Source organism: Xylanibacillus composti (assembly GCF_018403685.1).
In the GTDB taxonomy this organism is placed as follows: Bacteria; Bacillota; Bacilli; order Paenibacillales; family K13; genus Xylanibacillus; species Xylanibacillus composti.
The window spans coordinates 86,097-111,951 of sequence record NZ_BOVK01000016.1; the positions used below are offsets into that span (position 1 = coordinate 86,097).

Here is a 25,855-nt window from a genome sequence, read left to right on the forward strand (position 1 = left end):
ACAGGTTATACGCTTTGCTTGCGATAAGGTTCCAATGCCTGCAAGGCGCGATTCGCCAAGGCCTCATTCTTCTCCTGCTTCTTTCGAATCCGCACGGCAAGCGGCGGCAGCAGGCCAAAATTCGCATTCATCGGCTGGAAATGACGGAATTCCGCAGTAGTGATATAATGCGCCAAGCTGCCAATGACCGTTTCCTTCGGCATAACGAGCAACGGTTGCTCTTTTGCGGCCAGTGCCGCATTCATCCCGGCGACGAGCCCGGACGCTGCCGATTCCACATACCCTTCCACGCCGGTCATCTGGCCGGCAAAGAACAGCCGGTTCTCGCTCTTTAGCTGATAAGTCGCTTCAAGCAGCTTGGGCGAGTTGATAAACGTGTTGCGATGCATGACGCCAAATCGTACGAACTCCGCTTCTTCCAGACCGGGAATGAGAGAAAATACTCTTTTCTGCTCTCCCCACTTCAGATGCGTCTGAAATCCTACCATATTATATAGGGTTCCTGCAGAATTGTCCTGCCTCAGCTGCACGACAGCATGCGGCAGCTCCCCGGTATGCGGATTGACGAGACCGACAGGCTTCATCGGGCCGAACAGCACCGTTTGCTTGCCGCGCTTGGCCATTACTTCGATCGGCATGCAGCCTTCGAAGTATACTTCTTTCTCGAAGTCCTTCAGCGGCACGGCTTCAGCTTGAATCAGCTCCTCGTAGAACCGGCTGAATTCCTCCTCCGTCATCGGGCAGTTCAAGTACGCCGCTTCGCCTTTATCGTAGCGGGAAGCGAGATACACCTTGCTCATATCGATAGAATCCTTCTCGATGATTGGCGCAGCGGCATCATAAAAGTAAAAATAAGATTCGCCGGTCAACGCCTGCAGCCGCTCGGACAGGGCAGGCGAGGTAAGCGGTCCGGTAGCGATTACGACAATGCCTTCGGGAATCTCCGTCAATTCCTCATTTCGAAATTCGATCAATGGATGGTTCTTCAGTGTGCGCGTCACTTCGTCGGAGAACCCTTCCCGATCGACTGCCAGCGCGCCGCCAGCCGGAACGGCATGGAGGTCGGCCGCTTTTAGAATCAGCGAATCCAGGCGGCGCATTTCCTCCTTGAGCACGCCTACCGCATTGGTTAAGCCATTCGCCCGCAACGAATTGCTGCAGACCAATTCGGCAAATCGTTCCGTATGATGCGCGGGGGTTTTGCGAACCGGTCTCATCTCATACAGTGTGACCGGTACGCCTGCCGAGGCGATCTGCCACGCCGCCTCGCTTCCTGCGAGTCCGGCGCCAATCACCGTTACACCTTGTGCAGCGCTCATCCTAGCGTCCTCCTTCTCTGTTGCGCTCACGCTTCTTCTTGTTCTTCCTTCGCCACCTTGTGCGAACAAGCTACACATTGGTGGGACAACCCCGCTTTCGAGCGTTTTTCCACCATCATGCCGGAACACTCCGGACAAGGTTCCGCCACCGGCTTATCCCATGACACGAATTCGCATTCCGGGTACTGGTCGCAGCCGTAGAACAGGCGGCCCTTCTTGCTCCGGCGCTCCACAATCTTGCCTTTGCCGCAAGTCGGACATGCCACGCCGGTATCCTTCACGATGGGCTTCGTATTTCTGCAGTCCGGGAAACCGGAGCATGCCAGGAACTTGCCGAACCGCCCCATCTTGTAAACAAAGTGTCGGCCGCATTTCTCGCAAATCTCATCGGAAACCTCGTCCTCAATCTCGATTTCCTCCATCTCTTCTTCGGCTACGTCCAGCCGCTGCTTGAAGGTGGCGTAAAATTCCTTGAGGATCTTCACCCAATCCTCGCTGCCTTCTTCCACATGGTCCAACTCGTCTTCCATATTTGCCGTAAATTCCACGTTCAGTATTTCCGGGAAGTATTCCTCCATCAGCTGTATGACAAGCTCGCCAAGCTCCGTTGGAACGAACTTCTTGTCCTCCAGCGCAACATAGCCGCGCTTCTGTATCGTCTCCAGCGTCGGAGCATACGTGCTTGGCCGGCCAATTCCCTGCTCCTCCAAAGCCCGGACGAGACGTGCTTCCGTGTAGCGAGGAGGAGGCTGCGTGAAATGCTGCTTCGGCTCTGTCTGCTCCAGAACCGGCTGATCCTGAGGCTTCAGCGGCGGCAGGAATTTTTCTTCATCCTTCGTACCGTCGTCATTGCCTTCCACGTAGACCTTCATAAATCCGTGGAACTTGATCTTCGAGCCGTTCGCCTTAAACAAGACATCGCCGACCTTCAAATCGACGCTCATCGTATCCAGTACGGCGGAGGCCATCTGACTGGCGATGAATCGTTCCCATATCAATTTATACAGCCGGAACTGGTCGCGGGACAAATAGGACTTCACCGACTCCGGATCGCGCATGGCGGAGGTAGGGCGCACCGCCTCGTGCGCGTCCTGCGCATTGGAGCCCTTCTTCACATAGTTTCGGGGCTCTTCGGGCACGTAAGCATCGCCGAACTTGTCCTTGATGTATTCCCGCGCCTCCTCTTGAGCTACAGGCGATATCCGCGTGGAGTCGGTACGCATATATGTAATGAGACCGACAGAGCCTTCCTTCCCAAGATCGATGCCTTCATAAAGCTGCTGGGCAACAGACATCGTTCGGGCAGCTCTGAAATTCAGCTTTCGCGCGGCTTCCTGTTGCAATGAGCTGGTAATGAAGGGCGGAGCCGGGTGGCGCAGCCGTTCCTTCTCTTTCACATCGCTGACTACAAACGGCTTGCCCTCTATGGCGGCCAGCACCTGCTTAACCTCCGCCTCGTTGGACAGCTCCTTCTTCTCCCCGCCGATGCCATGGAACTTCGCCTCGAATGTATTCCCATCGATCGAAAGCCGAACGGTAATACTCCAATATTCCACTGGTTCGAAGGCCTTGATTTCATTTTCCCGATCAATGATGATCTTGACGGCGACAGACTGGACGCGGCCAGCCGACAAGCCTTTCTTCACTTTCTTCCACAGCAGCGGGCTAATCTTGTAACCGACCAGCCTGTCCAAAATGCGTCTTGCCTGCTGCGCATTGACCAAATCCATATTGATCGGCCGCGGATTCTTGAAGGCGTCTTTCACCGCTTGCTTCGTAATCTCATTAAAGACTACGCGGCACACATCCGTCTCGTCAATGTCTAAATAATGGGCCAAGTGCCAGGCAATGGCTTCCCCTTCACGATCCGGGTCAGCTGCAAGATAGATGCGCTTGACTTTCTTCTTGGCATCCTTCAATTCCTTGAGCACATTGCCTTTGCCGCGTATCGTTATATATTTCGGTTCAAAGTCCTTTTCGACCTCTACGCCAATCTGACTTTTCGGGAGATCACGGACATGGCCCATGGAGGCCTTTACTATAAATTGTTTGCCTAAGTATTTGCTGATGGTTTTGGCTTTCGCCGGTGATTCTACGATGACCAGGTTATCGGCCATAGGCGGTTTCCCCCCTTATGCGAGTCTATTTCGCGATTACCGGGCTAATACGTGATGAAGTGGAAATAAGATCCGGATTTTTGTTCAATCTTTTTCTTCATTAGTAAAGATAGCAGAACTGAATGCAAATGTCCAAACGGGAATTTCGTAGCAGCTTCCAACTCATCGATTGAAGCGGGAGCGTTAGCCAGGATATCCAAAATTCGCCGTTCGTCTTCAGACAAGGGCTGGGCATCCTGCAATCCCGGTAAATTCCCCGCAGGAACAGCAGCTTTGCTGCCCGTTCGCTCGTTCATCGCCGCCTTCCAATCCGGTGTCAGCAAATGGCTGATTCCTGCCTCAACCCCGTCTGCGCTCCAAACGGGGGTTACCGAATACTCTCCCCATAATTTCAATACTCCCCTGCTTTTCGGTGATGTAATCGGTCCCGGAACGATGAACACTTCGCGATTGGCGCTCGCGGCCATATCAGCCGTAATTAGCGCGCCACTGCGTTCTGCCGCTTCCACGACTACGGTCCCAAAGCTCAAACCGGCAATAATGCGATTGCGTCTCGGAAATTTGATCGGGTGCAGCGCAGACCCAAGCGGATATTCGCTGAGTATCAAGCCTTTTTCTGCGATTCTCTCGTAAAGCACGCGATTTTCCGGAGGATAAATGCGCTCCGGCCCTGCCCCGAGCACGGCAATCGTTCCTCCGCATCCCGAGAGCGCGCCCGCATGAGCCGCCGCATCAATGCCTCGGGCCATGCCGCTTACTACAGCATACCCTCGTTCCGACAGTTCCTGACCGAGCTGCTGCGCCACATGCTTGCCATACGCCGTCGGCACGCGTGTACCGACAATCGCGATTTGAGGCAGCTGAAGCATCTTCAAGTCTCCCTTGTAATAAAGTATCCAAGGCGGGGAATCCGCATGCTTCAGCAAGCTGGGATAGGTGTCGTCGAATCTGGTTATGATGCCGATATTCGCTTTTTCATACGCTTCCCGCCTCCTCTCAATGAACGAGGCTGTGAGGGTGTCACGCACTTTGCCCGCGATATCCTTTCTAACCCCAGCACGGGCAAGCAGCGCGTCTGACAACCATCCCCCTTTCCCTTCTTCGACATCCATCTCCAGATTATGCGTCGCCTCGACGATGCCCGCAATCGACTTCCATCCAACGCCTTCCATTTCATGCAGCCCGAACAGCAGCCATTTCTTGTCCATATCCTCTCATCCTCTCTCCCAACGGGAAATCAATAAAAAAAACCTTCCACGCCCTATTAAAAGGGTATGGAAGGTTGCTTACCTTCTGTAACAATCGTTCTGTTTTCAATTATTTCGTCTGGCACTTCTCCAGCAAGCCCTGCTCCTCCAGAACGCTTACCAAGGTCGCGCCCATGTCAGAAGGAGTTGGCGCTACGCGGATGCCGCAGCGCTCCATCGTTGCAATCTTCTCGGCCGCCGTGCCTTTGCCGCCGGAGATGATCGCGCCGGCATGGCCCATCCGCTTTCCTGGAGGCGCTGTCTGGCCGCCAATAAAGCCAACAACCGGCTTCTTCATATTCGCTTTGATCCACTCTGCAGCTTCTTCCTCCGCAGTGCCGCCGATTTCCCCGATCATGATGACGGCGTAAGTATCCGGATCTTCATTGAAGCGCTTCAGCACGTCGATGAATTCCATGCCTTTCACTGGATCTCCGCCAATACCCACAGCTGTGGATTGCCCGATGTTGCGAGTGGTCAGCTGATGCACCGCTTCATAAGTAAGCGTGCCGCTGCGGGATACGACGCCGACATGTCCCGGCGTATGAATGTATCCCGGCATGATGCCGATTTTGCATTCGCCCGGCGTGATAACGCCCGGACAGTTCGGTCCCACCAGCACAGTGCTCTTGCCTTCCATGTAGCGCTTCACCTTGACCATGTCAAGAACCGGAATGCCTTCTGTAATACAAATGACCAGGTCCAGATTGGCGTCTACCGCTTCCATGATGGAATCCGCTGCGAAAGCCGGCGGTACATAAATGACGGAAACGGTGGCGCCTGTTTCCTTCACTGCATCCTGAACGGTGTTGAATACCGGAAGCGAAACCTTGCTGCCATTCTCCAATTCAAATTCCACCTGGGTGCCGCCTTTGCCCGGCGTTACGCCGCCTACCATCTGGGTACCGTAATCCAGTGCGCCTTTCGTATGGAACATCCCGGTTGCGCCTGTAATCCCTTGTGTGATCACTTTGGTGTTTTTATCGATCAATATACTCATGGCTAATGCCTTACCTCCCATTCCGAAAGTAGTAGGATTATTTTACGAGGGAAACAATCTTCTGCGCGCCGTCGGACATCGAATCCGCAGACACGATATTCAGGCCGGATTCATTCAGAATCTTCTTGCCGAGCTCAACATTGGTGCCTTCAAGACGAACGACAAGCGGTTTGTCCAGCGATACCTGCTTCGCTGCTTCCACAACCCCGTTTGCAATGACGTCACAGCGCATAATGCCGCCGAAAATATTGACGAAGATGCCCTTCACCTTCGCATCGGACAAGATGATTTTGAACGCTTCGGTTACTTTCTCTGTCGTTGCGCCGCCGCCAACGTCCAGGAAGTTGGCCGGATCGCCGCCGAAATGCTTGATAATATCCATTGTCGCCATGGCAAGTCCGGCGCCGTTAACCATGCAGCCGATATTGCCGTCAAGCGCGATGTAGCTCAGGTCGAACTTGGATGCTTCGATTTCCTTCTCATCTTCCTCGTCAAGGTCTCTGAGCTCCACAATATCCTTGTGGCGATAGAGGGCGTTCGAATCAAAGTTCAGCTTGGCGTCGAGCGCCATCACGTCTCCATCGCCAGTGACTACAAGCGGATTGATCTCGGCGATAGAGCAGTCTTTGTCCACAAACGCGGCATACAGCGCCATCATAAACTTAACGGCCTTGCGTACCAGCTCGCTCGGAATGTTGATCGCATAAGCAAGTCGGGTTGCCTGGAACGGCAGCAGACCGACTGCCGGATCAATCACTTCCTTGAAAATTTTCTCCGGCGTCTTTTCCGCCACTTCCTCAATTTCAGTGCCGCCTTCTTCCGATGCCATCATGACGACGCGACCGGTTGCGCGGTCCACTACGATGCCTACATAATACTCTTTCTTAATATCGCAGCCTTGTTCAATCAACAGGCGTTTGATCTCCTTGCCCTCGGGACCGGTCTGGTGCGTCACCAGCACCTTGCCCAGCAACTCTTCCGCATATGTACGCACTTCATCCAGATTTTTGGCGATCTTGACGCCGCCCGCTTTCCCGCGTCCACCTGCATGGATTTGCGCTTTCACAACCGTTACGGCTGTGCCGATCTCTTTCGCTGCTGCAACAGCTTCATCCGGCGTGAACGCCACTTTGCCGACAGGAACGGAGACGCCGTACTGCCTGAGAACCTCTTTGCCTTGATACTCATGGATGTTCATTCAGATATCCTCCTATCTTTTGGATCGGGCCACTTGGATGCAGCCTTTGTATATAAGTGAAAACAAACCATTCCAAACCTTATTTATTGTATCACTATTTCGCTGAACTTTCCTTATAATTTGTTGCAAAACCGACATTTTTTTTGAACAACGAGGAATGGCCGTCCCGGCTGTGCTTGCATGCCTGCAGCTCAAGACGACCTGTTTGCCTGCTCATTTTCGCATAGTTGAGACGTGATATTTATGAGAATCTCCCTTGAAGCTGATGTAACCGATGCCCGTTTATTCCTCAAGCATATCCGTTTCTTGCGAATAAGGCTCGTTCATGTATATTTCGGCGACGTTTCTGTCATGACCCGCGGCTCTCGTTCTGCCTGCTTGATAAAGCGCATCTCGTTCCCCACAAATCCGCAAACATTGCACTGAATGTCCGGCTCCGGCTGCTCAATCTGTTCAGGCTCATGCTGCTCCTTCACTTCTCCTGTAATGGCATCTTTCATGAAATGCTGCCGGGCGCTGCTAATCATGCTGAATTTGACCCGGTTGGAGCGACAATTCGGACAAAAGTATGGTTTCGTTTGCATCATCCATCACCTCTAACGAACAGTATGCCCGGTCCGCAGGGGATTTATTTGGCGCATCCGGACCTTGGCTTTTTCCCGGCTTGCCAGCCTTCATGGCGCATCTGGACCTTGGCTTTTTCCCGGCTTGCCAGCCTTCATGCCGCATCTGGACCTTAGCTTTTATCGCGGTCGCCAGCACAATGGTAGAAGTATCATAAATTTATAATACTAACTTCACACTATTCACGCATTTTCCGGGGAATCTGATCGATTTATTACTTTTTTACTAGTAACTATGAAGCTGACTACTATAATTAATAGTAAAAAGGTAACAAATAACACGAATGCAGCGAAGTTACATCGAAAAGATTAACTTTACTACTCTAAATGAATGGTAGTAGGTAATAAGTTTCATGCCTTGCAAAGCCGACCCTTGCGCAAGAACGCTCACATCCTGTAAAATGTAAGAAAATACAGTTGGACATAAGGAAGCACCTTTGTCCTGAAGCGACGTGTTCACGTGACGGCCAGCCATTGGCCTGTCCATCGAGGAACACGCGAACTTTAGGAAAGAGGTGCTTTTTTGTATGTTTGCCAAAGTGTACAGCTGCTGCCTGCAAGGAATTGAAGCGATCCCCATCGAGGTCGAAGTGGATATCAGCAATGGGCTTCCTGCCTTTTCCATTGTCGGCCTGCCGGATTCCGCTGTGAGAGAGGCGCTGGAGCGGGTTCGCGCTGCGGTCAAAAATTGCGGTTACCAATTTCCCATGTCGCGGGTCACTGTCAATATGGCCCCTGCTGATGTGCGCAAGGAAGGAACCGGTTTCGATCTGGCCATTGCCGCAGGCTTGCTTATAGCCAGCGGACAGCTGCCGCCAATTGAAGGCAAGACCATGATCGTCGGCGAGCTGTCCCTGGATGGACTTGTCCGCCCCGTTCCCGGCATCTTGTCCGTCGCGGATGACGCAGGACGACTAGGGTTCGAGCAGCTCATTCTTCCCGCGGCGAATCTGCATGAAGCGATCGGATGGAGCAAGCTGTCCTTGCAGCCGCTGTCCCATTTGAAGCAATGGCCCGGTACGTCCGCACCACTCGAGCCAACAAGCCATCAAGCGGCGCAGCTGCGATTCAGCCGGTCACAAGCTTCCCCTGTCGACTATGCAGACATACGGGGACAAAAACGCGCCAAACGGGCTATGGCCATCGCTGCCGCCGGGATGCACAACTCGCTCCTTATCGGGCCTCCTGGAACCGGCAAGACGATGCTTGCTACCAGGCTTCCCGGCATCCTGCCGCCATTCGACACGCTTGAATCGCTGGAGACGACCAAAATATACAGCGTCGCCAACCTCCTGCACCAGCGAGGCAACCGATTAAGCGACCGCCCCTTCCGATCCCCCCACCATACGATATCAGCAGCGGGCATGATCGGCGGAGGCTCCCCGCCGAAGCCGGGAGAGGTGAGCCTCGCACACGGCGGTATCCTGTTCCTCGATGAACTGCCGGAGTTTCCGCGCACTGTTCTCGAGCTGCTTAGACAGCCGCTTGAGGACAATCAAGTTACCATCAGCCGAGCGCGGGCGACGTACACGTATCCGTCCCGCTTTCTGCTTGTTGCCGCCATGAATCCGTGCCCGTGCGGATACGCCGGAACGGAGAGCAAAACACGTACGTGCCGCTGTACCGTCAACCGGCTTGAACAGTACAGAGGAAAGCTGTCCGGCCCGCTGTTGGATCGCATCGATCTGCATGTAGAAGTGCCCCGCCTGAAACCGGATGAAATAAAGGATGCTGCCGCTCCGCTTTCCAATGCAGACCTGTTGGCCTGGATTGAGACAGCGCACCAAACCCAGCGCGCACGCGGCCAAAATCCTGCCGAACAGTGGAACAGCCGCTTGCAGGGCCGAAACTTTGCCGCAGCGTGCGCCTTGCCCCATGAAGCTGAGGAGCTGCTGCAAGCCGCATATGAGTCCTTGGGCCTAAGCATGAGGGCGCATAGCCGGATCATTCGCATAGCCCGCACGATTGCGGATATGGAGGGGAGCGAGTCGATTCAGTTCGACCATTTCGCCGAAGCGCTGCAATACCGCTGCCTGGACCGGGACTTGCTGCCCACATAAGCTTCGGATCGTTATCCGCAAGCTTTCGGCATTGCACCGGATGTATGCACGAGAACCGATTTTTCTGATTAGTTTCGCCTAAGTGGCCGCATCAGGCGAAAGCCGATGAGCAGTACAGCCAGGATGCCCATATAGATGATTCCTGTCCACACGGCGCGCGCAGGACTCGTCATATAGTGGTCGCCCATCGCCGCAAAGACAACCATAACCGGAATTTTGCCAAGCAATGTAGCCACAGCAAATGTGCGCAGGGAAACGTGACTGACCGCACAAATTATATGAACAGCCACTGCTGGTATGACAGGAATGATGCGTGCCGTTAAAATGGTCAGAAAAGCGTGTTGTTCGAGCAGCGACATCCAACGTTCCGCTTTCCCGTACTTCGCCAGCCATGCCCGGCTCTGCTCCTGGAAGCCGCCGCGCACAATGAAAAAAAACAGAACCGCTGCGGCTGTGGAACAAAGCACGTTCATCAATCCACCGAGCAGCGCACCGTACTGCGCCCCCAATAACGCGGCGATCACACCGAAGGGGATGACTGGAACGAAGGCAAAAAGAAAGGCAACGCCCGCCATTTCCAGCAGACTGGCTTCATTCGTTTCGATTGCATGTACAATCGTATCCTGATACACCAAAGCCGCCGCTGCACAACCCGCGTATACAATCAGTGACAACCAGCTGCTTTTTTTCATGCTTCCTCTCCCCTTGGTTATAATGAAAAAAACGACCGGCAACCGGTTCATGTCCGCAAGCGGACAGCTTGAGTCGTTGTCCCCGTTCGGAAGTATGCCTGTTGAGGAGGCGCTGGTTCTCTATATGTCCTCTTAATTATTCAAAAAGCATGCTCAATATGCTGGATGCTCCATTCGCTGCCGTTCCACATGAGAGCCAGCACATCGAACTGAACCTGTTCTTCTTGTCTGCGGGATTGCTGCAAGTAGATCTGGGCAAGCTGCCGCAGCTTCCATTGCTTGCGGACATCTACGGATTCGGCAGCCGTTCCCTTCCGATCCGATTGACGAGTGCGCACCTCGACAAATATGAGTCGCGCACCCTTTTCTGCGATGATGTCCAGCTCGCCGCTGCGGCAGCGCCAATTTTGCTCGAGCAAGCGATACCCGCGAGCGGCAAGAAAAGCTGCTGCGCTCCTTTCGCCCGCATCCCCCAGCGCTTTTTTCCCCAGACGACGACTGTTCACAGCATGCTCCCCCCTTCCTCTCTTCGCTTAAGCTCCTGATCAGACTGATAGACGAAGGTGAGCACCTCTGCTACTAACTGGTACAGCTCCGGCGGGATGGCTTGATCCAGATCGAGCTTCGACAGCACCTCGACGAGTGAGGCATCCTCGTGCATCGGAATTTGGTGTTCCTTGGCTTTTTCGATTATTTGATCAGCTACCAAGCCCTTGCCCTTGGCGGCTACAGTCGGAGCATCCTGGTTGGCCGGATCGTACTTCAGAGCTACCGCCTTGCGCATGCCTTTTGCCGGAGAGGACTTGGCTTGGCCTCTATTGTTCATACCCGATAGTCAACTCCCTTGTACGGCTTGTTCCGCTCCAGCAGCTGCTGGGCTTGATCATGCTCGAGGGCTGTAGAATCGGTTCCGGATCCCCCTTGGGCGTTCGGATAAGGAGACTGGCTGAAGGAGAGGAGCTGAAAGCCCGCCCCCGCTAACGCCGCTGCTAATACTTCCCTGCCTCGTTCGGCCAATTCGGACAGCGCGGGGTGATCGTTGAACAAGCCTACGTTCACCCGTTTGTCTGTCACTTGCACGTCAACTAGCGTTGGGCCGAGGGCGGCCATGCGCAAGTCAAACCAGAGCCGGCAGTTGTCGGCGTCGATGCCGCCCTTGCGCGATTTGCGCGATTGAATATGGATCGCTGCTGTTTGCTGGCCGTCCTTATCGTGGAAAGGAACGAACAAGGTCACATGTGCAAAGCTGCCGCTTCGGTCTGGCGTAAGCAGCAGCTGCTGTCCTGTTACCTGCTGCAGCAGCTGCTGGACCGGTTCCCGCAGCGTTAGCGGGAGATCATCGGCAGCGCTCAGCAGAAGCAGGACAGATTTCAAGGAGGCCAGTTCGTTAGCCCTTCCTCCATCCGCTCCCTCAGGCAGCAGCATCTGCGCAGCTTGCATATCCGGCCCGTTCTGCGCAGCAGTCTGAATCAAGCGCAACGCTTGATTCTCATGGTCAAAGCCGAACAGCTTCAGCATGCGGGGCAGCCAGCTCTGATCGGCTGCGGGAGCCTGTGCGGGCGCCGTTGCAGCAGACTGAATCGGCTGCGGGCGCTCCGCATTCGCGGCGCTGTCCATCGCCGGCGTTGTCGTTCTCGCCGCACCTTCCAGCACGGCTGACCTTGCAGCCGCCGCCTGCTGCTCCGGCGCAGCCGCAGGGGAGGCCCCCGCCGCTACTCTCGCTGCGCTCTCTGCCCCTGCCTGGCCAGCGGCCGCACGCCAAGCAGCCTGCTCGGCGGCCTGGCCGCCTGTCGGCAGCTGCGGCGACGCGTTGCCGCCGGACCCTGCGGGGCCTGGTGCGGCGGCAGGCAGCGGAGCCGAAGCCGCCGCATGTCTGCCCGCAGCTGCTTGGACACCAACCCCCTCGGCAGGCTGCGGCTGCACGATGCCGCCCGTGCCCGCTGCTATCGTAGCGGCGGGAGAACCGGCAGTCTGCTGCACAGCTGCTGCGCTTCCTGTTGGCGCTTGCAGCGGCGCCTGGCGGCCTCCCGTAAAGGCTGCTGCAGATTGAAGCAAAGTCTGCAGTCGGCCCGAAAGCTCCTGTAGCAGCGCGCTGGTCTGCTGCGACATGCCAGCCTGCGGCTTCGCGAGTTCCAGTCGGACAGCCTCTGCTAGCCCGGCGAGCGTCTGTCCGACAGGAGGGCCGAACACCGCGCGCGATAAGGCAGCAAGCGGCTGCGGTTCAAGCGGCAGCCCTTTCGCCAGTGCCAACGCGCCGGTCTGCAGCCACTCCGTGCGCGATGCTTGCGCAGGAGCCGCATCCAGCAAACCGCGCATCGCCTGCATCGTCTCCTTCGTTACATCCAAGCCTGCCTGCCGCAAGGCAAATGCCATCTCGCGCAATGCATCGTTCGGCTTCATACCGAGTTTCGCCAGCATATCGTCCAGCGAAGCTGCGCCGCTCCCTTGCAAAGCCGTCAGCAGCTTGAGCGCCAGCGCCCCGTCTTTCGACTCGGCCAGCACCTGCAGCAGGGCAGTCTGCCCTTTCTCCAATGCTGCTGCCAGGCGCGCCTTCACCTGCACGCCTTCGATTTGCACAAGCGCATCCTGATTCGACAGCCATTGCATAACCATGCCGCGCACGACTTGTCCCGCTTTCAATTCCAATGCCTTCCCCTCGGCCGGCCTAGTCTCGCCCATTACCGACCGCATCAATTGGCTGATTTGCATAGCCGTCCCACCTTGCCTTTTGTTACTCCTATTATCGGCCTTTCAACGCAAAATCTTTAGGAACATATCCCCGCAGAACCCCTCAAAAACGACTCGGACGCCTGCATCGTTCCCGTTGCTATCCCTAAAATCGGAGCACCGCTGTACAATGCCACCGGCCTCATCCTTTTCCCCGAGAGTTCCCCTGTGTCTATGATCCGAATCGCAGCAGTTACGACTCGGTTTGAACAGCCGCTTGCCCGATAGAATGGAGGCTGCTCCGAAGCGTTTGTTCGCGGTATCCTCCAGACGAAAAAAAGAGACTCGTCCGCTCGTCCGTAACGGAAGACTCTCTCCTTCTAGAACAATTGCTGCTGTTCGTTCAGAATCCCTTTCAGAAAGCTTCGGCGATGCATGGGGCTCGCACCGTATCGAAGCAGGGCTTCCCTATGTCTCTTAGTGGCGTATCCTTTATGTAAGGCCAGCTCGTATTCCGGGTACTGCTCATCCCACTTCAGGCACATGCGGTCGCGCGTCACCTTCGCGACAATGGAAGCCGCCGCAATCGACTGACTAAGCGCGTCTCCCTTGATAATGGCAAGCTGGGGAATATCGACGTCCACCTTCTCGGCATCCACAAGCAGCGCATGCGGCCTGCAAGCTAGCTGTTCAACCGCTTGCTTCATGGCCAGACGGGCCGCCTGCTTGATATTGATTTTGTCAATAGTAGCTGCATTCACGCAGCCTATCCCGATGGCAACAGCTTGCTCCGTAATCTGATCGTAGAGCGATTCCCGCTTCTTCTCGCTAAGCTTCTTCGAATCGTTAATCTCTTCACATACCCAGCCTTTCGGCAAGATGACGGCAGCTGCAACGACATCGCCAAACAAACAACCGCGCCCGACTTCGTCGACACCAGCCACCCATTCGCCGCAACGCTCCCAATACTCCTTCTCGTAAGCCAACACGCGTCTTTCTCCCCCCCCGACATGCTGCAAGCAGTCATAGTGACAAGCATCTAAGGCGTTTCGAAACTAATGCGGCCCAAACGACCCGATCGCAAATCCCGAAGCAGCGCCTGCGAGGCTTTCTCGAGATTCACCATCCCCCCCGCTTGCAAGCAGCCGCGCCGCCTGCCTACCGCTTCCATGACAGCTACGACCTGGTCAGGCTCTTCCAGCTGCTCCACTGTCGGAAGCTCATCCAAATCATAGCGTTCCTTCAACATGTCCGGGTAGTGCTCAAGCAAATACTTGGTCGTGTGAAACGCAATATCCTCAACGTTCAGGATTTCATCCTTGATTGCGCCCGTTGCCGCAAGTCGAATGCCCACCTGCTCATCCTCGAATTTCGGCCAAAGAATGCCCGGGGTGTCCAGCAGCTCCATTTCTGTGCCTACTTTGATCCAGGCCTGCGCCTTGGTGACGCCGGGCCGATCGCCTGTAGCTGCAATGCTGCGGCCAGCCATCCGGTTGATCAGCGTGGATTTGCCTACATTCGGAATCCCCACAATGAGCGCGCGCATCGCTCTCGGATTGATTCCTTTGCGCAGCTGCGCTTCTCGCTTCTCCTTCAGCCGCTCCTTGCTCTTCGGCACGATTTGAGCCACTTCCTTGCCGCTGGAGGCATCGATCGGAAGCGCAGACAAGCCGTCTTGCGCGAAAGCCTCCACCCACCGGGCTGTCACCTCCGGATCGGCCAGATCGGCTTTATTCAACAGCACTAAACGAGGCTTGTTCTTCAGGATCTGGTCAATCATCGGGTTGCGGCTTGCCAGCGGAATTCTGGCATCCAACAGCTCAATAACCAAATCGATAAGCTTCAGCTTCTCTTCAATTTGTCGTCTGGCTTTGGCCATATGGCCGGGAAACCACTGTACACTCACGGCTCCACCTCGTAGTCTGGATGTGATAAGATTTCCATTTGGGTCAACGGCCAGAACACGAGATCGGCTCTGCCCACGATTTGATCGTACGCAATAAAACCTACGTCTCCGAATCGGCTGTCCTTGCTGTTCGGCCGATTGTCCCCGAGCACAAATACCGTGCCCTCCGGCACCTCGGTAGGAGAGAAGTCTGCCAACCGGTTATACCGCATGCCATTGGCTTTAGCTTTGGCGATTTCCTCTTCAATATACGGCTCATCTAGCAATTGTCCATTTATGTAGATGCGATCGCCGTCCACCTGAACCGTCTCGCCTGGCAAGGCAATGATGCGCTTGATAAAATCTTTATGCTCGGGAGCATGAAAGACGATCACTTCGCCGCGTCTCGGTTCCCGGATATCGTAGATGATTTTGTTGACGATCAACCGTTCCTTGTCGTAAAAATTCGGCTCCATGGACGGGCCGGAAACTACGGTTGGCGTAAACAGGAAATGACGAACCAAAAATACGATGGCGAAGGCAATCAGCAAAGCTTTGATCCATTCCCACCACTCGTTCTTGCTGGAAGAAGCTTGCTGCTGATCCGCTTGCCCTATATTGTCCTGACCGGATTGCTGCTCCGTCTGTTCCATCGTTCATTCCACCTCGCCTATTTAAAACGAAAGAGGCTTGATCGCAAGCCCCTTTAGCGTTATTATCGGATTTCTTGAATTCTTGCAGCTTTTCCGCGCAGGCTGCGCAGGTAGTACAATTTCGCACGGCGAACCTTACCGCGGCGCATCACTTCGATCTTGTCGATCTTCGGCGAATGAACAGGGAATGTTCTCTCAACGCCTACACCGTAAGACACTTTCCGTACTGTAAAAGTCTCGCTGATTCCGCCCCCGCGACGCTTGATTACAACGCCTTCGAAGACCTGAATCCGTTCGCGGCTGCCCTCGACAACCTTTACGTGCACGCGCAATGTATCGCCGGGACGAAATGCCGGAAGATCCTTGCGAAGCTGCTCTTCCGTAATCGCTTTTAGCAGAGCTTGATTCATAGTCAGTGCCCCTCCTTCCACACAGGTGTTCATACCGTCTATACTGAAGCCGATGCTTCAGCGGATACGTGCAGCGGACCACCAGATTAAAAAAACACAACAAAAATATTGTAACACAGGCAAGGACGATTGGCAAGAACATAACGTTTGCTCTTACACTTCCTCTGCGCGCTCCCTTTCAAACTCGCCGAGCCATTTGCGTTCTTCCAGTGTCAATGATTGTTCATCAATCAGATCCGGCCGCCGCTGCCAGGTTCGATAGAGAGATTGGCGCCTTCTCCAGCGTTCTATATTCTCGTGATGGCCGGACAGCAAGACGTCCGGCACCTTCCAACCCCTAAATTCAGGCGGTCTTGTATAGTGCGGATATTCCAGCAAACCCGTACTGTAGGAATCCGTCACGGCCGACCGTTCATTGCCAAGAACACCCGGAAGCAAGCGGACCACACTGTCGATGACCGCCATTGCGGGAATTTCCCCGCCGGTCAGCACATAATCGCCGATGGAGATTTCGTCGGTCACCAGGTTCTCGCGAATGCGTTCGTCATAGCCTTCATAGTGACCGCAGATAAAAATCAAGTGTTCTGCCTGAGCAAGCTCTTCCGCTTTAGCCTGTGAATAGCGCTCCCCTTGCGGACACATTAGGATGACGCGCGGTCGAGAGCCCGCTGTTTGCGGCTCTTCACCGGATGCTTCTGGCTGAGGGGCCTCGCGGTTCGGCAGCAAGCTCTCGACCGCCGCGAAGATCGGCTCCGGCTTCAAAACCATGCCCCCGCCGCCGCCGTATGGGTAATCGTCGACGATCTGGTGCTTATTCGCGGAAAAATCCCGGAAATTCACAGCATGCATGGCGACAAGTCCGCGTTCATGCGCCTTGCCGAGAATACTGGTATGAAAAAAGGGGGCGAACAGCTCGGGAAACAACGTCAACACGTCAATGCGCATGTCAGAGCAGTCCCTCCATCAGATGAACGGTAACCCGCTTCGCCTCAACATCCACCGCGAGCACGCATTCGTCAATGACCGGCAGCAGCAAATCCGGTCCCTTAGGCCTCTTGACCACCCAGACGTCATTGGCGCCCGGCGTCAAAACTTCCTTCACGACGCCAATTTCCTCGCCGTCTTCGGTAACAACGGAGCAGCCGACAATCTCATAGTAGTAATACTCGCCCTCTTCGAGCTCCAGCAGCTGATCTTCCGTCACTTTCAATTGCCCGCCCTTATACTTTTCCACTTGATTGATGTTGTCGAATTCCTCAAGCCGCACCAGCAAAAATGTTTTGTGGTCACGCGCTGTCTTCACGGTTACCGGAAAGGCTCCCTCGCCCAGCGCTTCCGGCGGAACCAGCATCAGCTTGCTTCCGCTGGCGAACCGGACATCCGGGAAGTCCGTCTGCGGAACCACCTTGATTTCTCCCCGTATCCCGTGAGTATTGACGATTTTGCCAACAGCGAACAATTTTTCCATATCTACAGGAGCCTCGCTTTATTGCAAAAATTAGCGCAAAAGGGTCAGGAGATTCGCTCCCAACCCTTCTGTCTGGTGCGTCTATCAGGATAGAATCTCCACATTGACGCGTTTGTTTTCCTTGACTGCCGCGGATGATACAACGGTTCGAAGCGCTTTGGCAATACGGCCTTGCTTGCCGATAACCTTGCCAATATCTGACGGGTGCACGGACAGTTCATACGTCACGGCTGAATCGCCTTCGACCGCACGAACGGACACCTCGTCAGGGTGATCCACAAGCGCTTTGGCGATGACCAGAATTAATTGCTCCATGGTTATCCCTCCGCAAACCGATTATTTCTGCAGCTTCGACTCGTGGAATTTTTGCATAATGCCCGCCTTGCTGAACAGCGAACGAACGGTATCGGACGCTTGCGCGCCATTTTTCAGCCACTTCAACGCTTTTTCCTCGTCGATATTCGTCTGCGCCGGCTTCGCCAGCGGATTGTACGTGCCGATCTCTTCAATAAAACGACCGTCTCTAGGAGAACGGGAGTCGGAAACAACCACGCGATAGAATGGAGCTTTGTGAGCGCCCATACGCTTCAAGCGAATACGTGTTGCCATGCCAAATCACCTCCTTGTTGGAATCAACTGCTATTGAACGATGAGGCCGCAGGGTCAGAAAGGAAATTTGAAGCCTTTCGGCATCTTGCCCTTCTTCTTGGCCCCGCCCATCATCGAGGAAAACTGCTTCATCATCTTGCGCATATCTTCGAACTGCTTGATCAGCTTGTTCACATCCTGAATCGATGTGCCGCTGCCGGCCGCGATACGCTTGCGCCGACTGGCATTCAATATTTCAGGACGCTGCTTCTCTTCGCGGGTCATGGACCGAATAATTGCCTCGACCCGGCCCATTTGCTTCTCGTCGACCTTGAGATCCTTCATGCCCTTTACCTTGCCCATGCCGGGCAGCATGTCAAGAATCTGATCGAGCGGTCCCATCTTGCGCACCTGTTCCATCTGCTCGAGGAAATCCTCGAAGGTGAACTCCGCCCGGCGCATCTTGCGCTCGAGCTCAGCGGCCTTCTCCGAATCGATGCTGCTCTGCGCCTTTTCGATCAGACTGAGCATATCGCCCATCCCCAAGATGCGCGACGCCATGCGTTCCGGATGGAACGGCTCCAGGGAGTCAATCTTCTCGCCCATCGCGGCGAATTTGATCGGACAGCCAGTGACGGCCTTGACACTCAGTGCAGCGCCGCCGCGCGTATCCCCGTCGAGCTTCGTCAGGACGACGCCCGTCAGGCTCAGCTGCTGATGGAAGCTCTCGGCAACATTCACCGCATCCTGGCCAGTCATCGAATCGACAACAAGCAGCACCTCATCCGGATTGACGGCGGCATGCACCTGGCGCAATTCATCCATGAGCGCTTCATCGATGTGCAAACGGCCTGCGGTATCGATGATCACGTAATCCAGATGCTCTTCCTTCGCATGCTCAAGCGCCTGCTTGGCAATATCGACCGGATTTGCCTTGTCGCCGAGCGCGAACACGGGAACCTTGATCTGTTCGCCGAGCACCTGCAGCTGCTTGATTGCCGCCGGGCGATAAATGTCCGCCGCTACCAGCAATGGCTTGTGGTTCTGCTTCTGGAGCAGCTTGGCCAGCTTGCCGGAAGTCGTAGTCTTGCCCGCCCCCTGCAAGCCCGCCATCATGATGACCGTCGGCGGCTTGTTCGCCTTGGCCAGCTTGCTCTGTGTGCCGCCCATCAGCTCGGTCAGTTCTTTGTTCACAATGTCGATAACAGCCATGCCCGGAGTGAAGCTCTTCGCCAGCTCCTGACCAACCGCCTTCTCCTTGACCTTGGAGACGAACTCCTTCACAACCTTAAAGTTGACGTCCGCTTCAAGAAGAGCAAGGCGTACTTCGCGCATTGCTTCGTTTACATCATCCTCGGTTACCTTGCCCTTGCCCTTCAGCTTGCCGAACACATTCTGAAGGCGGCTGGACAGTCCTTCAAACGCCATGCGAATCGCCTCCTTCGCTCGAATCGTCATCCATCCCGATCAGTTCCTCGGCAATCTGCCGCAGCCTGAGCAGGGACGCGCGGCCGGGATCCGTCTCGGGGAGCGCCTCCAACGCATCGGACAGCCGATCCAGATGCTCGATCGTTTCCTCCATCAGCAAGGCGCGCCGTTCGTGCCTCGCTACCAGTCCGAGCTTCCCTTCGTAATCTTCCAGCGTAGTCTCCGCCCGCTTGATATGTTCATAAACCGCCTGGCGGCTAATCGCGAACAAATTCGCAATTTCGCCCAGAGAGTAATCTTCATGGAAGTAATACTGCATAAACATCTGCTGCTTGTCTGTCAGCAGCATCCGGTAAAAGTCATACAACAGATTGATGCGGTTCGTCTTCTCCAGCGCATTTCGATCCATCCTGCCGGACCTCCGTTTCCCGCAGCTGCCTCGTTCCTGGCATTCTATTCTCGTACTTTCGTCAAGGCGAACACCTTAACAGCAGCAACATGCCTTATCGTACACGATTCCGGCGCCATTGTCAAGGCAAAAGCCTTGTCATGTCTGACGGAAATTTCCCCAAGCTTTCGCAGCATGAATGTCCCAGACAAATCGCAGCCTTCCTTGCGCGAAGTTCTCACCCGCAACACGCGCGCAAGATCGCACTCATTCGCCACTCGCAAGATACTTGTTCGCGCTTGCGCGGATGTGAACGGCAGCGGAACTGCGAGACGCTATTTAGCTGTTTTGGGCGAAAATAAAAATCTAACGGAACTGGTGGACCTTATCCGACGAAACAACTGCAACATATCGCAGTTTCGAAGGAAATAAGGTCCCTGGATTCCGTTAGAATACGATCAACGCAATATACTGACGGGCTGCGCCTTTCAGTTAGCGCCGCTCCGGTTAAAGCGAAAGACGCAAAGCAAGCCATCGCTTCCTTGTGCCAGACAAAGCTGATTAAGCGTCTGCCTTCTCTTGATCCTCCTCCGCTTCCCGGTCGCGAATCAACCCCGCGAACAAGGCATGCACAAACTGCTCAGAATCGAATTCCTGCAGGTCGTCCATCTTTTCGCCAAGCCCCACGAATTTCACGGGAATGTCCATTTCTTGACGAATGGCAATGACGATGCCGCCCTTCGCTGTACCGTCCAGCTTGGTCAGCACAAGTCCGGTTACGCCAGTCTTCTCCCCGAACAGTTTCGCCTGGCTGAGCGCGTTCTGGCCTGTCGTGGCGTCCAGCACGAGCAGCACTTCGTGCGGCGCTCCCGGTATTTCCCGGCCGATGACCCGATAGATCTTATTGAGTTCTTCCATCAGATTGACTTTGTTCTGCAGCCGTCCAGCCGTATCGCAAAGCAGCACGTCCACGCCGCGCGTCTTGGCAGCCTGCACCGCATCGAACATCACGGCGGCCGGATCTGCGCCTGCCTGATGCTTAATCACGTCAACGCCAACCCGCTCGCCCCACACTTCCAGCTGCTCGATGGCGCCGGCCCGGAACGTGTCGCCTGCAGCCAACAGCACATTCTTGCCCTCCTGCTTGAAACGATGGGCCAGCTTGCCGATCGTCGTCGTCTTCCCGACTCCGTTGACGCCTACGAACAGCACGACCGCCAGTCCGCTGTCCGGCAAACGCAGCGAATTGTCATTGCCCTCATCGCCGGACAGCATTTCGACCAGCTTCTCAGACAGGACCGGCTGCAGATCGGCAGGGTCCTCCAGCTTGCGTGCCCGTACTTCCTTGCGCAAATCGTCAATGAGGGTCATGACTGTGTTCACGCCAACATCGGAGGAAATGAGTATTTCCTCCAACTCTTCATAAAATTCCTCATCGATTTTTTTCCGGCGTGTAATCAAATCCTCAACCTTCTCCACGAACGCGGTCCGGGTTTTGGTAAGGCCTTCCTTAAATTTAGAGGTAACTTCTTCTGTTTTTAACGAAATGCGTTCCTTCAGTTTCTTAAAAAAGCTCAAGTCCTTCCTTCCTCCTATCTGATTTCCAGACTTCCTTCCTGACTACAGAGCGTTATGCCGATGCCTGCTCCTCATCATCCAGCCGCACAGAAACAAGCTTCGATACGCCGCTTTCTTCCATGGCCACGCCGTACAGCACGTCCGCCTCTTCCATCGTCCCTTTGCGGTGGGTTACGACAATAAACTGCGTGCTCTCTGAGAACTCCCGCAAATATTCGGCAAACCGGCTCACGTTCGCTTCATCCAGTGCCGCCTCCACCTCGTCCAGCACGCAGAAGGGAACAGGCTTGACGTTCAAGATCGCGAACAACAGAGCCATCGCCGTAAGCGCACGCTCTCCGCCGGACAGTAGCTGCAGGTTTTGCAGCTTTTTGCCAGGCGGCTGGGCGACGATGTCCACCCCTGTCTCCAGCAGATTGTTCATATCCGTCAAGATCAAATCAGCTCGCCCGCCACCGAACAGCTTGGCGAAGACGACGGAAAAATGCTCGCGAATTTGCTGGAAGGTTTCCAAGAACCGCTTGGACATTTCGTCCTCCAGCTCCTTGATTACCTTATAGAGCGCTTGCTTGGCGCTCACCAGATCGTCCCGCTGCGCGCTCAGGAACTCATAACGCTCCTTCACCCGCTGGTATTCATCAATTGCGCCCAGGTTCACATCGCCAAGCATGGTAATCTGACGCTTCAGCTCACGCACTTCGTTCTGGGTGCCCAGAACATCCTCGGGAACCGGGTAGCGTGATTTCGCCAGCTCGTAGCTGAGCTCGTAATCCTCTGCCAGCTTCTTCAGCAAGTTCTCAAGCTCGACGTCCAGCCGGTTCACCCGAACTTCCGTATGATGCAGCTGTTCTTGCACCTGCTTCAGCTGCACCCGCTGTTCCTTCGTCTCGCTTTCCTCTTCCTCCAGCTTGCGCAGCCGCTCGATCCGCTCCAGCCGTTTGGCTTCAATATCTGCTGTCAGGTTCGCTTTGCGGATACGCAGCTCATTCAGCAGCTCGGTGACCCGCACGAACTCCTCATGCTGCGTCAGCTGTTCCTGAGCGATGCGCTCCGCTTGCTCGCGGTTTTGCCGTACAGCCTCCTCGACTTCCTCCAGCTCCGCATTCAATCTGCGCGCCCGATCCTCGAGACCTCGCTTTTCCTCTGTCGCCGATGCCGCTTCCACCCGGAGAGAGGTCAGCTTCTCCTGCAGCTCCTCCTTGGCGCTCAAGCTGGCTTTGCGCAACCGCTCGGCCTCCTCAATTTTGCGCTGCAGCTCCTCTTCCGCCTCGCTTGATCGCGTCAGAGATTCCTGCAGCTCTGCGCATTTCTGCTTCAACAGCTCGGCCTCTTCCATTTGCTGCTTGTCCTCATCAGCGGCAATCCCCAGCTGATTGTTCAGCGTGTCCAGCGCTTGAGCCAGCTGCGTCCAAGCGCCCTTCATTTGCTGCTCTTGGATACGGATTTGCTCGCCTCGGCTGCGCAGCTGCTCCAACTGCTCGGCCTGCTCCTCCATTTGCTGCTTGAAGCCGTTCCACTTATCTCGAAGCTGAACAAGCTGCTGGTCGGCGCTGCCGATTTCCTTTTCAATATTCTCAAGCTGCCGTTGGCGACTAAGCAGACCGGTATTGCGCTTGTTCTGGCTGCCCCCGGTCATCGAACCTCCGGCGTTCACCACATCGCCTTCCAGAGTGACGACCCGATAGCGGTATTGGCAGCGGGCGGCAATGCGGTTCGCCTGCTCCAAGCTCTGCGCTATGATGACATTGCCCAGCAAGCTGCGCATAATCTTGTCATATTCCGGATCGGTCTGAATCAGGTCAGCGGCAATGCCGATGTAGCCCTCGACCTGCTCGGCTTGTCTGCGGTCGGCGTCCTGGACAGCCCTTCCCTTGATGACATCGAGCGGCAGGAAGGTCGCTCTGCCCAGCTGTCTGCGCTTCAAATACTGAATCGCTTCCCGGCTTGCCGCCTCGTTCTCCATTACAATGTGCTGCAACGCGCCGCCCAGCGCGGTTTCAATTGCAATCTCCACCTCGGCGGGCACTTTCATCAATTCGGCGACTGCGCCGTGAATGCCGGGAAGAACAGCTTTCTTCCTGGCCTTCAGGATTTCCCGCACACCGTGGGCGAAGCCGTCATAGTCATCCTGAAGCTCCTTCAGCGTGTCGCGGCGGGATATGAGCGAATCGCGCTTCTGCTCCCACTTGCGCACCGTCAGGCCAAGCTCGTTATACAACCCCTGTGTAGAGCGGATGTGTTCCTGCTGTTCACTATGCTGCCGCTTTACGCTTTCCAGCTCCTGCAGCAGCTTCTGCATCTTCTCTTCCCATTCCTGCTGCTGGTCGCGGCAGCTGGCAATGCGCTTCTCCAGCTCTGTCTTCTCCTCGGCTAGCCGCTGACGGCGACGGGCCGACTGCTCTAACTGCTGCTCGGTATAGCGAAGCTCATTGCGATAGCCTGCCGTCTCATTCAGCAGATCCAGCAGCTCCGCCTTCAAGCGTTCCTCCGCTTCCGTAGCAGCATTGCCGGTTACGCCAGCGAGCCTGGCTTCCTCCTCGCGGGCAGCTTGCTCGAGCGCAGTCAGCCTCTGGCGCGCGTCTTCCAGCTTCGCCAGCACGTCGCGCTGCTCGGCTGCAACGTTGTCCTTGCGCCGCTCCAGCTGCGCAGCAGTTTGGGCATGGCGCTCCGCCTCCGATTCCAGATGCCTTTTTCTTTCCTTCAGCACTTCTGTTTGTCCTTCGGCCTTCTCCGTTTCTTCACTCACATGCAGCAGCTCATTCTGCAGCTGCTCCAGCCTCTCTTCCAATCTCCGCGTGTCCAATCGGAAGCTTTCCAAGTGGGCGTCATGACCGCTTACGACAGCGGTCAGTCCGGCTTCCTCATCTTGAAGCTGCTTCAGGCGCTCGCCCGCTTCACTCCACGATTGGTGAATTTGTTCGATCTGATGCACGTAGAGGGAAATTTCCTTTTGCTTCAGCTCTTCCTTCAAAGCTCTGAATCGAAGCGCTTTCTCCGACTGCTCGCGCAAAGGCTCAACCTGATCATCCAATTCCGAGACGAGGTCGTGCAGTCTGAGCAAATTTTGTTCGGTGTCGTCAAGCTTTTTCTGTGCTTCTTTCTTCCTGCTCTTATATTTCACGATCCCGGATGCTTCCTCAAAGATGCCCCGGCGATCCTCGGAACGGGTGCTCAAAATCTCTTCAATACGGCCCTGGCCGATGATCGAATAGGCTTCCTTGCCAATCCCCGTGTCCATGAATAATTCTGTTATATCGCGCAGGCGGCACGCCTGTTTGTTGATGAAGTACTCACTCTCTCCACTGCGGTGGATGCGGCGCGTCACCGTCACTTCATTATAATCGAGCTGCAAGGACTGGTCGCTGTTGTCCAGCGTTAATGACACTTCGCCATAATTGACCGCTTTGCGCGTGTCGCTGCCGGCAAAGATAATATCCTGCATATTCCCGCCGCGCAAGCTTTTTGCGCTCTGCTCGCCCAGCACCCAGCGGATGGAATCGGAAATGTTGCTCTTGCCGCTGCCATTCGGCCCAACGACAGCCGTGATGCCGGGAACGAATTCAAGTTCCGTTCTGTCGGCGAATGATTTGAATCCGTATAACTCTAGCCGTTTCAGAAACAATCGTCTCACCTCTAGCCTATTGTATCACACCCGCCCAAGAATGAAAGGAGGAATGCAGGTGACGAGCAGCCGGCGTCCACACTGCGCAAATGCAAGCCAAACAAGCTTTTGGGCCCGCATTTCTTGCCGCAAACAAAAGAGCAGCCCGACCGCAGGAACCCTGCGGCAGAGAACTGCTCGATGTCTTGCATTGGCTATGATTGCCAGGTCTGCAGTGCCTGCGCGGCTGCGCGCTGCTCCGCTTCCTTCTTCGATCGGCCGCTTCCCGTCCCAAGCTGGGAGCCGTTCAGCCATACCTCGGCGACGAATTCCCGGTCGTGAGCCGGCCCTTTCTCTTCCACAATCCGATACTCGGGCGCGCCGCCTCCGCCGTGCTGAACTTTCTCTTGCAGCTGCGTCTTGTAATCCTGAACCGGCAAGTCCGAGGCTTCCGGAATATGCGGGAACACGTGCTGTTTCAAAAAGGCGCGGACCTGATTCAAACCGCTGTCCAAGAACAAAGCCCCGATAAACGCCTCGAACACATCGGCCAGCAACGCCGGACGCGTTCGTCCGCCGCTCATCTCCTCACCCCGGCCGAGCAACACATACTTGCCGAATTGCAGCCGTTCTGCGAACTGGACCAAGGATGCCTCGCAGACTATGGACGCACGGAATTTGGTCAGTGCGCCTTCAGACCAGTGGCTGTAAAGATGATACAAATACTCGGAGATAGTCAGCTCCAGCACAGCATCGCCTAGGAATTCCAGCCTCTCGTTATCTGTAGTGCTTTTGAGCCGCTGCTCGTTGACATATGACGAATGGGTAAATGCTTGCCTCAGCAGCTCGTGATTGGCGAATCGCAAGCCCAGCTGCCGCTGAAGATCCGTCATATTTCCCGGTTTCGCTTTCACCTTTGCCCTCCCCGTCCGG

Annotated in this window: 24 protein-coding genes; 1 reads left to right on the forward strand and 23 read right to left on the reverse strand. The window is 55.3% G+C overall.

The window, feature by feature from the left end; translation table 11 throughout:
* Positions 1–5 precede the first annotated feature (5 nt).
* The 6 genes from trmFO to XYCOK13_RS07375 form a co-directional block, all read right to left on the reverse strand.
* On the reverse strand, positions 6–1,319 hold the full coding sequence (trmFO, locus tag XYCOK13_RS07350) for an FADH(2)-oxidizing methylenetetrahydrofolate--tRNA-(uracil(54)-C(5))-methyltransferase TrmFO (RefSeq protein WP_213411275.1): 1,314 nt from the start codon (positions 1,317–1,319) through the stop codon (positions 6–8).
* Between the two features lie 26 nt (positions 1,320–1,345).
* Positions 1,346–3,436 carry a type I DNA topoisomerase gene (topA, locus tag XYCOK13_RS07355; RefSeq protein WP_213411277.1) on the reverse strand — a complete coding sequence of 697 codons (2,091 nt, stop codon included), beginning with the start codon at positions 3,434–3,436 and terminating at the stop codon, positions 1,346–1,348.
* 44 nt (positions 3,437–3,480) lie between these two features.
* Positions 3,481–4,644: a DNA-processing protein DprA gene (gene dprA / locus XYCOK13_RS07360; RefSeq protein WP_213411280.1), complete on the reverse strand. Its 1,164-nt coding sequence runs from the start codon at positions 4,642–4,644 to the stop codon at positions 3,481–3,483.
* A 109-nt stretch (positions 4,645–4,753) separates the two neighbouring features.
* Positions 4,754–5,683, reverse strand: coding sequence for a succinate--CoA ligase subunit alpha (sucD, locus tag XYCOK13_RS07365; protein WP_213411283.1), 930 nt, complete (start codon positions 5,681–5,683; stop codon positions 4,754–4,756).
* 37 nt (positions 5,684–5,720) lie between these two features.
* Complete coding sequence (gene sucC, locus XYCOK13_RS07370) at positions 5,721–6,881, reverse strand: ADP-forming succinate--CoA ligase subunit beta (RefSeq protein WP_213411285.1); 1,161 nt, start codon at positions 6,879–6,881, stop codon at positions 5,721–5,723.
* A 323-nt stretch (positions 6,882–7,204) separates the two neighbouring features.
* Complete coding sequence (locus XYCOK13_RS07375; protein ID WP_213411287.1) at positions 7,205–7,465, reverse strand: hypothetical protein; 261 nt, start codon at positions 7,463–7,465, stop codon at positions 7,205–7,207.
* Positions 7,466–8,031: 566 nt separating this feature from the next.
* Here XYCOK13_RS07375 and XYCOK13_RS07380 point away from each other — a divergent pair.
* Positions 8,032–9,564, forward strand: a complete 1,533-nt coding sequence (locus XYCOK13_RS07380) for a YifB family Mg chelatase-like AAA ATPase (RefSeq protein ID WP_213411288.1) — start codon at positions 8,032–8,034, stop codon at positions 9,562–9,564.
* A 68-nt stretch (positions 9,565–9,632) separates the two neighbouring features.
* Here the strand turns inward: XYCOK13_RS07380 and XYCOK13_RS07385 are convergent, their stop codons facing one another.
* From XYCOK13_RS07385 to rnc, 17 genes are all read right to left on the reverse strand, one after another.
* Positions 9,633–10,256 (reverse strand): TVP38/TMEM64 family protein, encoded by a 624-nt coding sequence (locus XYCOK13_RS07385; RefSeq protein WP_213411289.1) that lies wholly within the window; start codon positions 10,254–10,256, stop codon positions 9,633–9,635.
* Positions 10,257–10,396: 140 nt separating this feature from the next.
* A complete protein-coding gene (locus tag XYCOK13_RS07390; RefSeq protein WP_244865053.1) occupies positions 10,397–10,762 on the reverse strand; it encodes a YraN family protein in 366 nt (121 codons plus the stop codon).
* The gene (locus tag XYCOK13_RS07395) at positions 10,759–11,082 is read right to left on the reverse strand and encodes an EscU/YscU/HrcU family type III secretion system export apparatus switch protein (protein ID WP_213411290.1); all 324 of its coding nucleotides are present in this window, start codon (positions 11,080–11,082) and stop codon (positions 10,759–10,761) included. The genes XYCOK13_RS07390 and XYCOK13_RS07395 overlap by 4 nt, the downstream gene beginning before the upstream one ends.
* The gene (locus tag XYCOK13_RS07400) at positions 11,079–12,965 is read right to left on the reverse strand and encodes a TP0910 N-terminal domain-containing protein (RefSeq protein WP_213411291.1); all 1,887 of its coding nucleotides are present in this window, start codon (positions 12,963–12,965) and stop codon (positions 11,079–11,081) included. Before XYCOK13_RS07400 ends, XYCOK13_RS07395 begins: the two co-directional genes overlap by 4 nt.
* A gap of 338 nt (positions 12,966–13,303) precedes the next feature.
* Positions 13,304–13,912: a ribonuclease HII gene (rnhB, locus tag XYCOK13_RS07405; protein WP_213411292.1), complete on the reverse strand. Its 609-nt coding sequence runs from the start codon at positions 13,910–13,912 to the stop codon at positions 13,304–13,306.
* 50 nt (positions 13,913–13,962) lie between these two features.
* Positions 13,963–14,829: a ribosome biogenesis GTPase YlqF gene (gene ylqF / locus XYCOK13_RS07410; protein ID WP_213411293.1), complete on the reverse strand. Its 867-nt coding sequence runs from the start codon at positions 14,827–14,829 to the stop codon at positions 13,963–13,965.
* A complete protein-coding gene (lepB, locus tag XYCOK13_RS07415; protein ID WP_213411294.1) occupies positions 14,826–15,461 on the reverse strand; it encodes a signal peptidase I in 636 nt (211 codons plus the stop codon). The genes ylqF and lepB overlap by 4 nt, the downstream gene beginning before the upstream one ends.
* Positions 15,462–15,523: 62 nt before the next feature.
* The gene (gene rplS / locus XYCOK13_RS07420) at positions 15,524–15,871 is read right to left on the reverse strand and encodes a 50S ribosomal protein L19 (RefSeq protein WP_213411295.1); all 348 of its coding nucleotides are present in this window, start codon (positions 15,869–15,871) and stop codon (positions 15,524–15,526) included.
* Between the two features lie 153 nt (positions 15,872–16,024).
* Positions 16,025–16,816 (reverse strand): tRNA (guanosine(37)-N1)-methyltransferase TrmD, encoded by a 792-nt coding sequence (trmD, locus tag XYCOK13_RS07425; RefSeq protein ID WP_213411296.1) that lies wholly within the window; start codon positions 16,814–16,816, stop codon positions 16,025–16,027.
* Position 16,817: 1 nt separating this feature from the next.
* Positions 16,818–17,339: a ribosome maturation factor RimM gene (gene rimM, locus XYCOK13_RS07430; RefSeq protein WP_213411297.1), complete on the reverse strand. Its 522-nt coding sequence runs from the start codon at positions 17,337–17,339 to the stop codon at positions 16,818–16,820.
* Between the two features lie 84 nt (positions 17,340–17,423).
* Positions 17,424–17,654: a KH domain-containing protein gene (locus XYCOK13_RS07435; protein ID WP_213411298.1), complete on the reverse strand. Its 231-nt coding sequence runs from the start codon at positions 17,652–17,654 to the stop codon at positions 17,424–17,426.
* Positions 17,655–17,675: 21 nt separating this feature from the next.
* Positions 17,676–17,948 (reverse strand): 30S ribosomal protein S16, encoded by a 273-nt coding sequence (gene rpsP, locus XYCOK13_RS07440; protein ID WP_213411299.1) that lies wholly within the window; start codon positions 17,946–17,948, stop codon positions 17,676–17,678.
* Between the two features lie 54 nt (positions 17,949–18,002).
* On the reverse strand, positions 18,003–19,355 hold the full coding sequence (ffh, locus tag XYCOK13_RS07445) for a signal recognition particle protein (protein ID WP_213411301.1): 1,353 nt from the start codon (positions 19,353–19,355) through the stop codon (positions 18,003–18,005).
* Positions 19,345–19,764, reverse strand: a complete 420-nt coding sequence (gene ylxM, locus XYCOK13_RS07450) for a YlxM family DNA-binding protein (protein WP_213411302.1) — start codon at positions 19,762–19,764, stop codon at positions 19,345–19,347. Before ylxM ends, ffh begins: the two co-directional genes overlap by 11 nt.
* Before the next feature lie 540 nt (positions 19,765–20,304).
* A complete protein-coding gene (gene ftsY / locus XYCOK13_RS07455) occupies positions 20,305–21,321 on the reverse strand; it encodes a signal recognition particle-docking protein FtsY (RefSeq protein ID WP_213411303.1) in 1,017 nt (338 codons plus the stop codon).
* Between the two features lie 52 nt (positions 21,322–21,373).
* On the reverse strand, positions 21,374–24,943 hold the full coding sequence (gene smc, locus XYCOK13_RS07460) for a chromosome segregation protein SMC (protein ID WP_213411304.1): 3,570 nt from the start codon (positions 24,941–24,943) through the stop codon (positions 21,374–21,376).
* Positions 24,944–25,137: 194 nt separating this feature from the next.
* A complete protein-coding gene (gene rnc, locus XYCOK13_RS07465; protein ID WP_213411360.1) occupies positions 25,138–25,815 on the reverse strand; it encodes a ribonuclease III in 678 nt (225 codons plus the stop codon).
* Positions 25,816–25,855 lie beyond the last annotated feature (40 nt).

What these genes read in the sequence shown, in the direction of transcription:
- trmFO (WP_213411275.1), bottom strand. Translation starts at nt 1,319, where the DNA reads ATGAGCGCTGCACAAGGTGTAACGGTGATTGGCGCCGGACTCGCAGGA.
- topA (WP_213411277.1), bottom strand. Translation starts at nt 3,436, where the DNA reads ATGGCCGATAACCTGGTCATCGTAGAATCACCGGCGAAAGCCAAAACC.
- dprA (WP_213411280.1), bottom strand. Translation starts at nt 4,644, where the DNA reads ATGGACAAGAAATGGCTGCTGTTCGGGCTGCATGAAATGGAAGGCGTT.
- sucD (WP_213411283.1), bottom strand. Translation starts at nt 5,683, where the DNA reads ATGAGTATATTGATCGATAAAAACACCAAAGTGATCACACAAGGGATT.
- sucC (WP_213411285.1), bottom strand. Translation starts at nt 6,881, where the DNA reads ATGAACATCCATGAGTATCAAGGCAAAGAGGTTCTCAGGCAGTACGGC.
- XYCOK13_RS07375 (WP_213411287.1), bottom strand. Translation starts at nt 7,465, where the DNA reads ATGCAAACGAAACCATACTTTTGTCCGAATTGTCGCTCCAACCGGGTC.
- XYCOK13_RS07380 (WP_213411288.1), top strand. Translation starts at nt 8,032, where the DNA reads ATGTTTGCCAAAGTGTACAGCTGCTGCCTGCAAGGAATTGAAGCGATC.
- XYCOK13_RS07385 (WP_213411289.1), bottom strand. Translation starts at nt 10,256, where the DNA reads ATGAAAAAAAGCAGCTGGTTGTCACTGATTGTATACGCGGGTTGTGCA.
- XYCOK13_RS07395 (WP_213411290.1), bottom strand. Translation starts at nt 11,082, where the DNA reads ATGAACAATAGAGGCCAAGCCAAGTCCTCTCCGGCAAAAGGCATGCGC.
- XYCOK13_RS07400 (WP_213411291.1), bottom strand. Translation starts at nt 12,965, where the DNA reads ATGCAAATCAGCCAATTGATGCGGTCGGTAATGGGCGAGACTAGGCCG.
- lepB (WP_213411294.1), bottom strand. Translation starts at nt 15,461, where the DNA reads ATGGAACAGACGGAGCAGCAATCCGGTCAGGACAATATAGGGCAAGCG.
- rplS (WP_213411295.1), bottom strand. Translation starts at nt 15,871, where the DNA reads ATGAATCAAGCTCTGCTAAAAGCGATTACGGAAGAGCAGCTTCGCAAG.
- trmD (WP_213411296.1), bottom strand. Translation starts at nt 16,816, where the DNA reads ATGCGCATTGACGTGTTGACGTTGTTTCCCGAGCTGTTCGCCCCCTTT.
- rimM (WP_213411297.1), bottom strand. Translation starts at nt 17,339, where the DNA reads ATGGAAAAATTGTTCGCTGTTGGCAAAATCGTCAATACTCACGGGATA.
- XYCOK13_RS07435 (WP_213411298.1), bottom strand. Translation starts at nt 17,654, where the DNA reads ATGGAGCAATTAATTCTGGTCATCGCCAAAGCGCTTGTGGATCACCCT.
- rpsP (WP_213411299.1), bottom strand. Translation starts at nt 17,948, where the DNA reads ATGGCAACACGTATTCGCTTGAAGCGTATGGGCGCTCACAAAGCTCCA.
- ffh (WP_213411301.1), bottom strand. Translation starts at nt 19,355, where the DNA reads ATGGCGTTTGAAGGACTGTCCAGCCGCCTTCAGAATGTGTTCGGCAAG.
- ylxM (WP_213411302.1), bottom strand. Translation starts at nt 19,764, where the DNA reads ATGGATCGAAATGCGCTGGAGAAGACGAACCGCATCAATCTGTTGTAT.
- rnc (WP_213411360.1), bottom strand. Translation starts at nt 25,815, where the DNA reads ATGACGGATCTTCAGCGGCAGCTGGGCTTGCGATTCGCCAATCACGAG.